Origin of the sequence: Herbidospora cretacea, from assembly GCF_001570605.1 — a bacterium.
GTDB lineage: Bacteria > Actinomycetota > Actinomycetes > Streptosporangiales > Streptosporangiaceae > Herbidospora > Herbidospora cretacea.
Window position 1 is genome coordinate 446666 of sequence record NZ_BBXG01000008.1, and the last position, 12777, is coordinate 459442.

The following is a 12777-nucleotide window of genomic DNA, read 5'->3' on the forward strand; positions in this document are numbered from 1 at the left end:
ACCTACCACTTCACATCCGGTTTATGCCTATTTCCGGATTTGCGAGCGAGGCTTTCTGACGGTTCGGGTTACGCTCTGGGACGTGCGCCCAGCCCTCGCCGCCCTCGCCGCGCTGCTCCTGCTCACGGCCTGCTCCAAGCCCGCACCGAAGCCCCTCCCGGGCACCGAGGTGCCCACAGGTTTCCACCGCATCGGCGGCACCGCCAACGGCGTGTCGATCGGCGTGCCGACAAGCTGGAAGAGCGTCGATCTGGCCAAAGACAGCTTCGAGACGGAACTGGCCGCCACCGGCCTGACCGGCTCCGCGCTGGAACAGGCCAGGCAGGGGCTCCAGGCGCTCACCTCCGCCAAGGCCGTGTACGCCCTCGACCCCGCCAGCCAGAAGGAGTCGAAGCAGAACTTCGTCACCAACCTCAACGGCTTCTGCCAGCCGAGTGTGGGCGGCTCCAACGAGGCCCTGATCGAGCAGGCCAAGCAGCAGCTGACGAATGTGGGCGCCACGATCACCGAGGCGGCTCCGGCGAAGGTCGGGGCGGGCCAGGGGGTGCGGATCACGTACAGCCTGAAGATGCCGGCCGGGACGGTCCAGGGCACCCAGTACTACGCCCACTCCACCCACAGCACCACCTGCGTGATCACCCTCACGACCGATCTACCCGGCAAGGAGAGCCTGTTCGAGCAGATCGGCTCGACGATCAGGACTCTGTGATCCGCAGCCGGGGCAGGCCTTCCGGATAGTTCTCCCGGATCCACGTCACCAGATGCTCCCGCACGTCACACCGCAGATCCCAGGCGCTCGCCGAGTCGGCCGCCGACATCAACGCGCGGATCTCCACCAGCCCGTTGGGCAGCACGTCGGTGACCTGGAGGGTCCAGTCCTTCTGGTCCCAGAGCGGATTGTCCTTGATCGCCCGATGCAGCTCGGCCCGCAGCTCGGGGATCGGCACCGCCCAGTCGACCCTGAGGTAGACGCTCCCGAGAATCCGGCTCTCGTGCCGGGTCCAGTTCTCGAACGGGTTGTTGGCGAAATGGGAAACGGGGAGGATCAGCCGCCGCTCGTCCCAGAGCCGCAGCGACACATAGGTGAGGGTCAGCTCCTCCACGCGCCCCCACTCGCCCTGGACCACCACGACGTCGTCGAGCCTTATGGCATCGGAGAAGGCGAGCTGGAGCCCCGCCAGCAGATTGCCCAGGGTCGACTGGGCGGCGATCCCGACCAGCACCCCCGCGATCCCCGCCGACGCGAGCAACCCCGCCCCCAGCGCCCTGACCTGAGGAAACGTGAACAGCATCGCCCCGAGCGCGATCACGACGACCACAGCGGCACAGACCCGCCGCACCAGCGCGATCTGCGTCCTGATCCGCCGCGCCCGCCGGTTGGCCGCCCCTTCGACGAGCACCAGCCGTTCCAGCACGACATCCGTCACCGCATAGGCCGCCTGGATGACGAGCCAGGTCACACAGAAGATCAGCGCGATCGCGGTCAGGTGCCCGGCCCAGCCCTCGGCCTCCGGCGGGATCAGACCACGGTCGTAGACGGCGGTGGCGGTGACGAGCGCCGCGGTCACGAACCCGGGCCACGTGCAGCGCCGGACCAGCGGCCCCGCGAGGGCCCACCTTTCGCCGATCAGCCGCGAGCGCAGGATACGCCGCACCAGCTCAACCGCGACGAGAGCGGCGAGCACGGCGATGGCGAGGGAGATCCAGTTCCATGCGTCCGTCACGGAACGAGGTCATCACATTTCTAGCTATTTGTCAGATTTTTGCCAGCCAGACAGATCGTCCAGTCCTATTGCCGGATTCCCAGGTCGGTGAGGATGTCTCTCGATCTGGTGGTCTCGACGCGTAGCCAGTCACGGAAGTCCGGGCCGTCGAGGTAGAGCGGGGCCCAGTGGTGGCGGTGGCAGGAGGCCGACCACTCCGCTGAGGTGCTGACGCCTCGGCAGATGTCGAGCAGGTGGGCGCGGTCCTCCTCCCGGAGGGTTCCCGGGGCGAGGAGGCCGCGCCAGTCGGCGTGGATGTGGCGTACGCCCGATTCCATCAGGGTCGGCGCGTCGACCTCGGGCAGGCGTTCGGGGGCCGAGACGGCGAGGGCTCTGATGCGGCCCGCGCGGATCTGCGGGGCGAGCTGGGCGACGCCGCCGACGCCGGCGGCGACGCGGCCTTCGAGGAGGGCGCCGATGAGGCCGTCCTTGTCGGGGAAGGCGGCGTAGTCGACGAGCCGGGGGTCGGCGCCGAGGCCCTTGGCGATGAGGCCGCACAGCACGTGGTCGGCGCCGCCGTAGGTCCGGCCGCCCATCAGGATCGAGCCGGTGCTCCTGCGCAGGGTGGCGGCCAGGCCGTCGAAGTCGCGGATCTCGGTGCCCATCGGGGCGACGACCACGGCCCACTCCCCCGCCATGCGGGCGAGCGGGACGGTTCCGGCCGTGTTGACCAGGGCCGGGCCCGCGACGAGCAGCCTGCCGCTGCTCCGGCCCTCGGCGAAGCCCCTGATCGTGGTCCGGTGGCCGTCGCAGGTGGTGACGTCGACGGCGTGGGCGAGGCCGCGCTCCCTCACCACCGTCCGCAGCTCGTGGGCGAACCGGTCGTCCTGGCCACCCACCGCGGCCGGGACGACCAGGGAGAGCGGCACGCCCAGCGGACGTGGGTCAGCCCCGCAGCCGGCGGCCAATGCGGCAATCCCGGCTCCCCACAGGAGGAACTCCCGACGCCGCACTCCGCCCTCCCTTCGGTTACACGATGAGCATATGTCCGATTACTCAGCGCTACCCCGGCGGGGTCGGGGTTGACGGGTGATCACTTCATCAATTAACTAATGCATTAGTGGAATGAGGTGATGGACGGTGATCGAGTTCTCGCTCGACAAGAGGTCGGGTGTGGCGACGTACATGCAGATCGTCCAGCAGGTCGAACAGGCCATGCGGCTCGGGCGGCTGGGCCCCGGCGACCGGCTGCCGACGGCGGCGGAGGTGGTCGGACGGCTGGCCATCAACCCGAACACGGTGCTGCGCGCCTATCGGGAGCTGGAGTCCCGGGGCCTGGTGGAACCCCGTCCGGGGCTGGGCACCTTCGTCCAGCGCTCCCTGGCCCGGCCCCGCGACCCCGCGCTGGAACGGCGGCTGGCGTCATGGGTCCGGGAGGCGCGAGCGGCGGGGCTGGGCCCGGACGACATCCGGGCCCTCCTGGAGTCGGCCCTGTCCGGCGGACTCACCGGGGAGGCGACGGCATGACGACCGACAGCTGGTGTCACGAAATTTCGGCACGACTCCCCGCAGCCCCCCACTCTCCGATGAGACACGCGTCCACGCCGTGCCGCGGGGAGGCCAGGGCATGAATCAGGACTTCATCACTGACGCTTCGGAACTCGCGCTGGAGGTGGCCGGGGCCGGGCTCCGTTACGGCCGCACCTGGGCGCTGCGCGGGTGTTCCGCCCGGGTGCCGCGAGGGCGGGTGGCCGCTCTGGTCGGGCCCAACGGGGCGGGGAAGTCGTCGTTGATGCGCCTGGCCGTCGGGCTGCGGCGGCCCGACGAGGGCCACGTCACGGTGTTCGGGCGGCCTCCGCGTGGCGCGAACCTGGCGCGGGTCGCGTTCGTCGCGCAGGACAAACCCCTCTATCCCGAGCTCACCGTCGCCGAGACGGTCAAAGCCGGCGCGGCGCTGAACCCCCACTTCGACACCCCGGGGGCCCGCAGACGCCTCGACGACCTGGGGATCCCGCCGCGCAGGACGGTCCGCCGGCTCTCGGGCGGGCAGCGCGCCCAGGTCGCGATCACGCTGGCCATCGCCAAGCGGGCCGATCTGCTCGTGCTCGACGAGCCGCTGGCCAATCTCGACCCGCTGGCCCGCCACGAGGTCATGGAGGGGCTCATGGCCGCGGTCGCCGAGCGGGGGCTCACCGTGCTGCTCTCGTCGCACGTGGTCGCCGAGCTGGCCGAGGTCTGCGATCACCTGATCCTGGTCTCGCGGGGAAGGGTGCAGGTCGCCGGGGGCATCGAGGAGCTGGTGTCCGCGCACCGGCTGCTGGTGGGTCCTTCCGGTACGGCTCCCGCCGGAGCCTACGACGTCATCGGCAGCAGCGAGACCGAGCGGCAGACCACGTTGCTCGCCAGGGTCCGCGGCCCGATCCACGACCCCCGCTGGACCACGCGGGAACTCTCCCTGGAGGACATGGTGCTCGGCTATCTCCGCGCCCCCGACGCGGTCCTGGCCCCGAGGCCGGTGGCGCTGTGACCTGGCTGGCCGTCCGGCAACACCGGATCCGCATGATCAGCATGGCCCTCGTGGTCGTGCTCTGGGCCGGGTTCGTCACCGTCGAACGCCTATATCCGGGCGTGCGGGGGATCTCGGCGAGCCTGTTCGCCTACCTGCCGCTGGTCATGGGCGTGTTCCTGGGCGCGCCGCTGCTGTCCCGGGAGTACGAGCGCGGCACCCACCAGTTCGCCTGGACCCAGAGCGTGACGCGCGGCCGGTGGCTGGCCCCCCAGGTCGTCACCGCCGCCGTCCTCGCGCTGGTCACGACGGGGCTGGTCGTCGGGCTGATCTCGTGGTCGCTCAGCCGGCTCCCCCACGAGCTGTCCGGCGCGCTCCCGTTCACGTGGGCGCTGTTCGCGGTCGCCCTCGGCACGTTCTGGAGCGCGGTCACCCGGCGGACCACCGTCGCGATGGGCTCGTCGTTCTTCGGCGTCGCCGCCTGCCAGCTGATCGCCGAGGGGCTGCGCAACCGGGCGGCCCGCGAGTTCGGCTGGGCCCCCGCCACGCTCGGCGCGGTGGAGGCCGCGATCACAGCCGGACTCGCGGGCGCCCTCGTCGCGGGCGCGTGGTGGTTCGTCACGCGCCGCGACCCCGGCTAGACATCCAGCCGGTCGAGCTGCCCGGGGGAGAGCCGGGGCAGGTCCAGCAGTTCGTCCAGCTGGGTGATCGTGGACGGCCCGATGATCGGGCTGACCCCGTTCGCGAGCAGCCAGGCCAGCACGACCTGGTTGCGGGTCGCGCCGAGGTCGTCGGCCACCTGGGCGAGCGCGGCGAGCCTGCGCGTGGTCCCGGGGTGGTCGTAGGCCTCGGGGAAGGGGCGCTCGGGTCGTACATAGGAACCTGAGACCAGGGGCGTGTAGGCCCACAGGTCCAGGCCTTCCGAGGCCACGTAGTCGAGGGTCTCGTCGGTCACCCACGCGAACCGGTGGTTGACGCCCTCCACCTGGGTCCAGGGCCTCGGGGTCGTGTACGAGTAGCGCAACTGCAGAGCCGAATAGGGCGCGCCCAGGGCGCGGGCCCGCTCGACCCGCCACGTGGGGTGGTTCGAGACGCCGACGCGGCCGGTCAGGCCGTCGGCGACCAGGCCCGCCAGCGCGCCGGCCGTCTCCTCAAGGGGGACCGACCGGTCCTCCATGTGGGTCCAGAAGAGGTCGACGTGGTCGATCCCGAGGCGGCCGAGGCTGAGGTGAAGAGCCTCCTTGAGGGCCCGCGCCGACAGGCCCTCCCGGCTGGCGGGCCACTCCCCCGCGCCGACCGGCTCGGCCCCGGCCTTGGTCGCCAGGGTGAGCCGGTCGCGCAGGCCCGGACGGGCGGCCAGCCAGCGGCCCAGGAGCCGCTCGCTCTGGCCGCCCCGGCCACCGGGGTCGTTCCAGAACGCGTAGCAGTTCGCGGTGTCGATCACCGTGCCACCGGCGTCGACGAACCGGTCGAGCAGCGCGAAGGAGGTGCGTTCGTCGGTCAGGGTGCCGAAGTTCATGGCCCCGAGCACAAGGGAGGTCATGGCACACCACCCTGAACCCTGGAGCGCACTCCAGGTCAAACCTGGGTGCATCCCGGGATCGACGGCACCCCGCTGCTGCCCGGCCGGGTGGCCTGGAAGCCGAACTGGGTGCTCTGGCCCGAGCCCAGGCTGGCGTTGTAGTCCATGCCGCGGATCGTCACGCTCGAACCGCTGACCGAGACCTGCGAGCTCCAGTTCGAGGTGATCTGGTGGCCCGACGGCAGGGTGAAGGGCAGCGACCAGTTCGAGGCCGGGCCGGTCAGCGTGAACTGGGCGACGTAGCCGCCGCCCCACTGGTCGAACCTGACGGTGCAGTTGCCGGTCTGGCCGCCTCCGGAGGTGGTCGTCACCGACGCGGTGTTCGACTGCGACGAGACGTTCCCGGCGGCGTCGTAGGCCGTCACGTAGAACTGGTAGGCGGTCGAGGCGCTCAGCCCGGTCGCGCTGAACGAGGTCGACGACGAGGTCCCGACCTGGGTGAACGACCCGCTGGACCCCTGGCGGCGGAAGATCCGGTAGCCCGCCACGCCGACGTTGTCCGACGAGGCGCTCCACGACAGGTTGGTCGAGTTCGACGTCGTGCCGCCGCCGTTCAGGTTCGAGGGGGCGCTGGGCGCGGTGGTGTCGTTGGAGCCGCCGCTGGTCGAGTAGGTGAAGTTGTTCACCGTCAGCCCCGCGCCGCCGATCCACGGCTCGAACCCGGCCTGGACGCTGGTCAGGTACCACGACCGCTGCGCGTAGCCCCGGGAGACCGCGTCGCTGTAGAAGGTGTTCACGGCGAAGTCCATCGAGGAGGTGGCGGACGTGCGGACGTACGAGATCACGTTCCAGCCGATGTTGCCGAACCAGACCTGCCAGGTCCCCCCGGCCAGGTTGACCGTCCCGACCTGGCTGCCGATCGGCTGGATGGAACCCTGACGGTTGAGCCAGATCATGACCTCGGCGCCGGTGTTCTGGCCGTCGGTGCGGGGCGTCGGGTCGAACCAGATGTCGTAGGCGGCGTCCCACGTGCCGCTCGACGGGTAGCTCATGCTGACGCTGGTCCGGACGTTGCCGAACGCCGAGGAGGAGGCCTGCATGGGCAGGTTGCTGCCGGTCGAGCAGGTGGCATAGTGGCACCCGGCGTAGATCGTCGGGTAGGAGGCCGGGGCGCCGTTGGTGGCGTTGTTGTGGTTGGCCGACTGGATCGTGAAGCCGCCCGACTGGTTGACGTCGATGCACTGGGAGGTGTTCGCGCCCCAGACGTTGTTGATCACGACGTAGCGGCCGGACTGGATGGTGGTGGATCCGTACTTCTCGCAGATCACGGGTGCGGCCTGCGCGGGGGTGACGCCGAAGAGCACGAACCCGCCGAGCAGCGCCGCCACAAGGGCGATGCGTCTCATGTCACGGACGCTAGAACCGCCCGGTGAACCGTCCTACCGCCGCTGATCCTTTTCGGTGGCGACCTGCGCCGGAGCCTGAAAATTACAGCAGCACGCCTTCGAGGAAGAGGTCGAGCAGCCGCTCCTGCCTGGCGGGGTCGCTCTCGCACGACCACGCGATGCCGTGGACGATCGCCGCCAGGTCGGGCTGAGTGAGGTCGGGCCGCACCGCGCCGGTCTCCTTCGCCTTCGCCAGCAGGCCGGCCGAGATCGAGAAGAGCGACTCACACTGTCCGTGCAGGGGCGATTCGGGGTTGTTGACCGCCACGGCCAGCTCGGCGGTGAGCCCCCGGGTGGCGGTGATGTGGTGGAGCTGGGCCAGCAGCCACCCGCGGAGCGCGCGGCCCGGGTCGCCTGCGGTCAGGTCGCGCGCGGTGGCCGCCATCGCCTCGAAGCGGTCGCGGAGCACGGCCAGGATCAGATCCTGCCGGGTCGGGAAGTGGCGGTAGAGCGTGCCGACGCCCACCCCGGCGGCCTTGGCGATGTCCTCGAGCGACGCCTCGGTGCCGTTCGCACCGAAGGCCGCCGCGGCCTCGGTCAGCAGGCGCTCGTAGTTGCGGCGCGCATCGGCCCTCACGGCAAACTCCCTTGCATAAGCGGAGGCAGCCTCCGTATATTTACCGGAGTCGGCCTCCGATTATTTTATCGCCTGAAGGGCCTCCCCATGAACCCTCGCCAGCGCGTCACGCTGCTCGTCATCGCCCTCGCCCAGCTCATGCTGATCCTCGACGGCACGATCGTGACCGTCGCCCTTCCCGGCATCCAGGAGGAACTCGGCTTCAGCCCCGGAGGGCTGTCGTGGGTGATGAACGCGTACATGCTGGCCTTCGGCGGCCTTCTCCTGCTCGGCGGCCGGGCCGGCGACATCCTCGGCCGCCGCCGCGCCCTGATGGCGGGAGTCCTGGTCTTCACCCTGGCCTCGCTCCTGGGCGGCTTCGCCCCCGGCCCCGAGGCCATGATCGCCTCCCGGGTGCTCCAGGGCGTCGGCGGCGCCCTGGCGGGACCGGCCGGCCTGGCGCTGATCACCGGCAACTTCCCCGAGGGGCCACTGCGCAACCGGGCCATCGCCGTGTTCACCTCGGTCGGCGCGGCGGGGGCCGCGATCGGGCTGCTCGCGGGCGGAGCGCTGACCGACCTGGTGTCCTGGCGCTGGGTGATGTTCGTGAACGTCCCGATCGGCCTGGCGATCCTGGCCCTGGCCCCCGTGGTCGTCCGCGAGACCCCGCGCGTGCCCGGCCGCTTCGACCTGGCCGGCGCCGTGACCGCCACGACCGGCTCCACCGGCCTCGTGTACGGCCTGGTCCGCGCCTCCGACCGCGGCTGGGACGACGGATGGGCCCTCGCGTCCCTGCTCGGCGGGGTGCTGCTGCTCGCGCTCTTCGTCCGGGTCGAACGGCGCGCGGCCCAGCCGGTCATGCCGCTGCGACTGCTCGGCGAACGCTCCCGCGTGGCCGGTTACGCCTCGATGCTGCTGCTCCCGGCCGCGATGATGGGCACGTTCTTCTTCCTCACCCAGTTCGTGCAGTCGGGCCTCGGCTACTCGCCCCTCCAGGCGGGCCTCGCCTTCCTCCCCCTGGCCCTGACCATCCTGACGCTGTCGCAACTCGCGGGCCGCATCCTGCGCGTGGTCAGCCCGCAGCGCGCGTCGGTCGCGGGCATGCTGCTGATCCCGGCCGGCCTGGTGTGGTTGTCCCGCGTCGACCCGGCGACGGCGTACTTCCCGGGCGTGTTCGCGCCGCTGGTCATCCTGGGCGTGGGCGCGGCGGCGGCTCTGGTCGTGATGAGCATGCGCATCATCAACGGCGTCCCGGCCGAGGACGCGGGAGCGGCGTCGGGCCTGCTCCAGGCCATGCAGCAGATCGGCGGCTCGCTGGGCCTGGCGATCCTGGTGACCGTCCACGCGTCGGCGGGCCTGTCCGCGACGTTCCTGACGGCGGCGGGCTTCGCCCTGCTGTCCCTGCTGATCGTGACCGTCCTCCGGCCCCGGCAGGCGGCGCCGGAACCGGAGAACGGACGGCCCGTGGTCACTCCACGGTGACGCTCTTGGCGAGGTTGCGGGGCTTGTCGACGTCGCGGCCCAGCGCCACCGCCGCGTGGTAGGCGAAGAGCTGCAGCGGGATCGACAGGAGGATCGGGTCGAGCTCGTTCTGGTTCTTCGGAACGACGATGCAGTCGTCGGCCTGGTCGGTCTCGCGGTGGCCGACCATGAGGATGCGGCCGCTGCGGGCGCGGATCTCGCCCAGGGTGGTGAGGTTCTTGTCGAGCATCTCGTCGTCGGGCACGATCGCGACCGTCGGCATCTCCGGGCCGATCAGGGCCAGGGGGCCGTGCTTGAGCTCGCTCGCGGGGTAGGCCTCCGCGTGGACGTAGGAGACCTCTTTGAGCTTCTGCGCGCCCTCGCGGGCCACCGGGTAGCCGCGCACCCGGCCGATGAACATCATGCCGGGCGAGGCGGCGTACTTGTGGGCGAGGGAGCGGATGTGCTCCTCCTGGGTCAGGATCTCCTTGATCTGGTCGGGGAGCGCGCGCAGGCCCTCGCAGATGCGGCGGCCGTCGGCGGGTGAAAGGTCGCGGACGCGGCCCAGGTGCAGGGCCAGCAGGGCGAAGGCCGCCGCCGTGGAGGTGAAGGCCTTGGTGGAGGCGACGGAGACCTCGGGGCCGGCGTGGAGGTAGACGCCGCCGTCGCACTCGCGGGCGATGGCCGAGCCGACCGTGTTGACGATGCCGAGGACGCGGCCGCCCTTGCGCTTGAGCTCCTGCACGGCGGCCAGGGTGTCGTAGGTCTCGCCCGACTGGCTGATGGCGACGTACAGGGTGTCGGCCTCGACGACGGGGCTGCGGTAGCGGAACTCCGAGGCCGGTTCGGCGTCGGCGGGGATGCGGGCGAGCTCCTCGATGAGCTGGGCGCCGATCTGGCCCGAGTAGTAGGCCGAGCCGCAGCCGATGATCTTGACCCGCTTGAACGAGCGCGTCTCGCGGGCGTCCATGTTGAGGCCGCCCAGGTGGGCGACGTGGAAGCGGTCGTCCAGACGGCCGCGCAGGGTACGGGCGATCGTGTCGGGCTGCTCGGAGATCTCCTTGAGCAGGTAGTGCTCGTAGCCGCCGGTGTCGTAGTTGGCGGTCTCCCAGTCGACGGTCAGCGGCTCCTTCGCGGTCTCGCGCGCGTCGCCGCCGAAGGTGTGGAAGCCGTCGGCCTTCAGCACGGCCAGCTCGCCGTCCTCCAGGTGGACGACCTGGCGGGTGTAACGGACCAGCGCGGCCACGTCGGAGGCGGCGAACATCTCCTTCTCGCCGATGCCCAGCACGATCGGGCTGCCCAGCCGGGCCACCACGACCTCGCCGGGGCGCTGCGCGTCGACGACGGCGATGCCGTACGTGCCGACGACGCTTTTCAGGGCCCGCCGCACGGCGTCCTCAAGGGAGTCGGTCTCCTCGACGGCGCGGCTGACCAGGTGGGCGAGGACCTCGGTGTCGGTCTCGCTGAGGAACTTGACGCCCTCGCCCTCCAGACGCTGCCGCAGCGCGTCGGCGTTCTCGATGATGCCGTTGTGGACCACCGCGATGCGCTCGTCGGACGACAGGTGGGGGTGGGCGTTGACATCGCTCGGCACGCCGTGGGTGGCCCACCGGGTGTGCCCGATGCCGGTCGTGCCCTTGAACCGGGCCGGCATCACGGCCGCCAGGTCGGCCACGCGGCCCTTGACCTTGCGCGTCTTCAGCGCCTTCGACGCGACGACGGCGACGCCCGCGGAGTCGTAGCCGCGGTATTCGAGCCTCTGGAGCCCCTCCAGCAGAATGGGCGCGGCGTCCTTCGGCCCGACGTAGGCCACGATTCCGCACATAGAGTTCACCCTCCGTAGATGATCCGGCGGAGCTGGCGCTGTGACAGCTCCGGTGCCGCGACCCGGCGCGCGGGCAGCTCCATGGCCACCCGACGGAAGATCTCGTCGTTGCCGAGCCCGCGTGCCCGCATTTCGGCATGCCTACGCCTCACGTAGGTCTCCGTTGTCTCGCCGAAGTAGCTGAGCACGTCGGCGACCACCCTCGCCGCCTCACCCGGGCCGAGCGAGGTCGTCCGCATGAGGTGGGCGATGAGGTCGTCGTACGGCACAGAGATGGACCTTACGGAGGAGAAACCGGGAATACCAAGAATCCTGCCCGGAATCGGGCATCAAACCCCGTTTCTGTACGTCCACCTCCCGGCGAGCACCGTTCCGAGGATCTCCGGGTTCCGCAGATCCGCCAGGTCACCCACGATCACCAGGTCGGCCTCCGCGCCGATCTCCAGGCTCGCGCGGCCTCCGGCCGCCGCCGCGAGGGCGGTCTCCAGCGGGATGGCCTGCTCCGGATGCCAGGCCGGCCGGTCGTCGTCGGTCCGGGTGACGGCCGAGGCGATCCCGTCCCACGGGTCGAGCGGCGACACCGGCGCGTCGGACCCGATCTCGATGGTCCCCCCGGCGGCCAGCAGGTCGGCGAAGGCGTAGGCCCGGTCGGTCCGCCCCGACCAGTGGACGTCGGCGACCTCGCGGTCGTCGGGCTGGTGGGCGGGCTGCACCCCGGCGACGAGCCCCGGCAGGGCGAACCGGGGGAAGTCCTCGCGGGAGACGAGCTGGGCGTGCTCGATCCGCCCCCGGCAGCCGAGGTCGTGGAAGGCGTCGAGGGCGATGGTGACGGCGTCGTCGCCGATGGCGTGCACGGCGGGGTGGATCCCGTTCCGGCTCGCCAGCGCCATCGTCCCGGCCAGCTCCTCCGGAGGGAGCTCCAGGAGCCCTCGGGAGGTCGTGCCGGGATAGGGGTCGGCGCAGTAGGCGGTCCGGGTGTTGAGAGACCCGTCCACGAACATCTTCACCGGCCCGACCCGCAGGAGGTCGGTGATCTCCTGTCCGGTACGCAGCCCGCGCGCGATCGCCTCGTCCAGGCGGTCGCGGGGGATCGAGCAGGCCACCCGCACATCGGTCGGGCGGCGCTGCCAGTCGCTGACGTTGTCGGCGTACTCGAAGTCGATGATCCCCGTCACGCCGCGCGCCGCCGCGGCCGTCATGGCCTCGGTCACCCACGCGTCCAGCTGCTCGGCCGGGGGCGGCGGCAGCGCGGCCAGGCCCCGGAAGCAGTCGCCTTCGAGCAGGACCCCGGTCGGGTGGTCGCCCCGCCCGATCAGCGACAGGGCCGCCTGGCTGAACCACGCGGTGTGCAGGTCGTTGCTGACCAGCACGATCGGGTGTTCCTGAGGCAGCAGGTCCTTGTGCATCTCGTCGGCCCAGAAGGCGTCCCTGAAACCGAATCCGAGGGTGGGCTCCCCAGGTCGTACGGAAGACAGGATGAGGGAGACGGCGTGCGCGGCGGAGGTCGCGGCGGACAGGTCGGCGCGGCGGCGGTTCTGGGCCCACTGCACGGAGTGCACGTGGGCGTCCACGAGACCGGGGAGCACGGTCGCGCCCTGGAGGTCGACGATCTCGTCGGGGGTGATGTCGCCGGGGCTGACGACCCGCCCGGCCGAGACGGCGAACGCGGTGAGCGGCCCACCGACCCCAACCTGGGCATTCCTGAACAGGAGAGACATGCCCTAAACCTTATTTGTCAGTCTTTGTGTCTTTATAGGGG

13 protein-coding genes are annotated in these 12777 nt (G+C 71.0%); 5 read left to right on the forward strand and 8 right to left on the reverse strand.

Annotated elements, in window-relative coordinates; genetic code table 11:
* Positions 1–82 precede the first annotated feature (82 nt).
* Entirely contained in the window at positions 83–709 is a 627-nt protein-coding gene (locus AW270_RS18900) for a hypothetical protein (RefSeq protein WP_061296051.1), read from the forward strand.
* On the opposite strand, the gene AW270_RS18905 is transcribed toward AW270_RS18900, so the two are convergent.
* Both AW270_RS18905 and AW270_RS18910 read right to left on the reverse strand, forming a co-directional pair.
* On the reverse strand, positions 696–1724 hold the full coding sequence (locus tag AW270_RS18905) for a mechanosensitive ion channel family protein (protein WP_082801646.1): 1029 nt from the start codon (positions 1722–1724) through the stop codon (positions 696–698). The genes AW270_RS18900 and AW270_RS18905 overlap by 14 nt on opposite strands.
* A gap of 65 nt (positions 1725–1789) precedes the next feature.
* On the reverse strand, positions 1790–2716 hold the full coding sequence (locus tag AW270_RS18910) for a Bug family tripartite tricarboxylate transporter substrate binding protein (RefSeq protein ID WP_157522205.1): 927 nt from the start codon (positions 2714–2716) through the stop codon (positions 1790–1792).
* 127 nt (positions 2717–2843) lie between these two features.
* Here AW270_RS18910 and AW270_RS18915 point away from each other — a divergent pair, with 127 nt between their 5' ends.
* From AW270_RS18915 to AW270_RS18925, 3 genes are all read left to right on the forward strand, one after another.
* Positions 2844–3230, forward strand: coding sequence for a GntR family transcriptional regulator (locus AW270_RS18915; protein ID WP_061296055.1), 387 nt, complete (start codon positions 2844–2846; stop codon positions 3228–3230).
* A gap of 100 nt (positions 3231–3330) precedes the next feature.
* A complete protein-coding gene (locus AW270_RS18920; protein ID WP_061296058.1) occupies positions 3331–4230 on the forward strand; it encodes an ABC transporter ATP-binding protein in 900 nt (299 codons plus the stop codon).
* Entirely contained in the window at positions 4227–4850 is a 624-nt protein-coding gene (locus tag AW270_RS18925) for an ABC-2 membrane transporter-related protein (RefSeq protein ID WP_061296060.1), read from the forward strand. Before AW270_RS18920 ends, AW270_RS18925 begins: the two co-directional genes overlap by 4 nt.
* Here AW270_RS18925 and AW270_RS18930 read toward each other — a convergent pair.
* From AW270_RS18930 to AW270_RS18940, 3 genes are all read right to left on the reverse strand, one after another.
* The gene (locus AW270_RS18930; RefSeq protein WP_061296062.1) at positions 4847–5752 is read right to left on the reverse strand and encodes an aldo/keto reductase; all 906 of its coding nucleotides are present in this window, start codon (positions 5750–5752) and stop codon (positions 4847–4849) included. The two genes, AW270_RS18925 and AW270_RS18930, sit on opposite strands and share 4 nt — an antisense overlap.
* Before the next feature lie 35 nt (positions 5753–5787).
* Positions 5788–7137: a glycoside hydrolase family 12 protein gene (locus AW270_RS18935; protein ID WP_061296064.1), complete on the reverse strand. Its 1350-nt coding sequence runs from the start codon at positions 7135–7137 to the stop codon at positions 5788–5790.
* A gap of 82 nt (positions 7138–7219) precedes the next feature.
* On the reverse strand, positions 7220–7753 hold the full coding sequence (locus AW270_RS18940; RefSeq protein ID WP_061296067.1) for a TetR/AcrR family transcriptional regulator: 534 nt from the start codon (positions 7751–7753) through the stop codon (positions 7220–7222).
* Positions 7754–7840: 87 nt separating this feature from the next.
* On the opposite strand from AW270_RS18940, the gene AW270_RS18945 reads away from it, so the two are divergent.
* On the forward strand, positions 7841–9214 hold the full coding sequence (locus AW270_RS18945; protein WP_061296069.1) for an MFS transporter: 1374 nt from the start codon (positions 7841–7843) through the stop codon (positions 9212–9214).
* Here AW270_RS18945 and glmS read toward each other — a convergent pair.
* Genes glmS through AW270_RS18960 form a run of 3 tightly spaced genes read right to left on the reverse strand, consistent with a single transcriptional unit; the run spans position 9201 to position 12736 of the window.
* Positions 9201–11018, reverse strand: a complete 1818-nt coding sequence (glmS, locus tag AW270_RS18950) for a glutamine--fructose-6-phosphate transaminase (isomerizing) (protein ID WP_061296071.1) — start codon at positions 11016–11018, stop codon at positions 9201–9203. The genes AW270_RS18945 and glmS overlap by 14 nt on opposite strands.
* A 5-nt stretch (positions 11019–11023) precedes the next feature.
* The gene (locus AW270_RS18955) at positions 11024–11287 is read right to left on the reverse strand and encodes a hypothetical protein (protein ID WP_245674762.1); all 264 of its coding nucleotides are present in this window, start codon (positions 11285–11287) and stop codon (positions 11024–11026) included.
* A 60-nt stretch (positions 11288–11347) separates the two neighbouring features.
* Positions 11348–12736 (reverse strand): amidohydrolase, encoded by a 1389-nt coding sequence (locus tag AW270_RS18960; RefSeq protein WP_061296073.1) that lies wholly within the window; start codon positions 12734–12736, stop codon positions 11348–11350.
* Between the last annotated feature and the right edge of the window lie 41 nt (positions 12737–12777).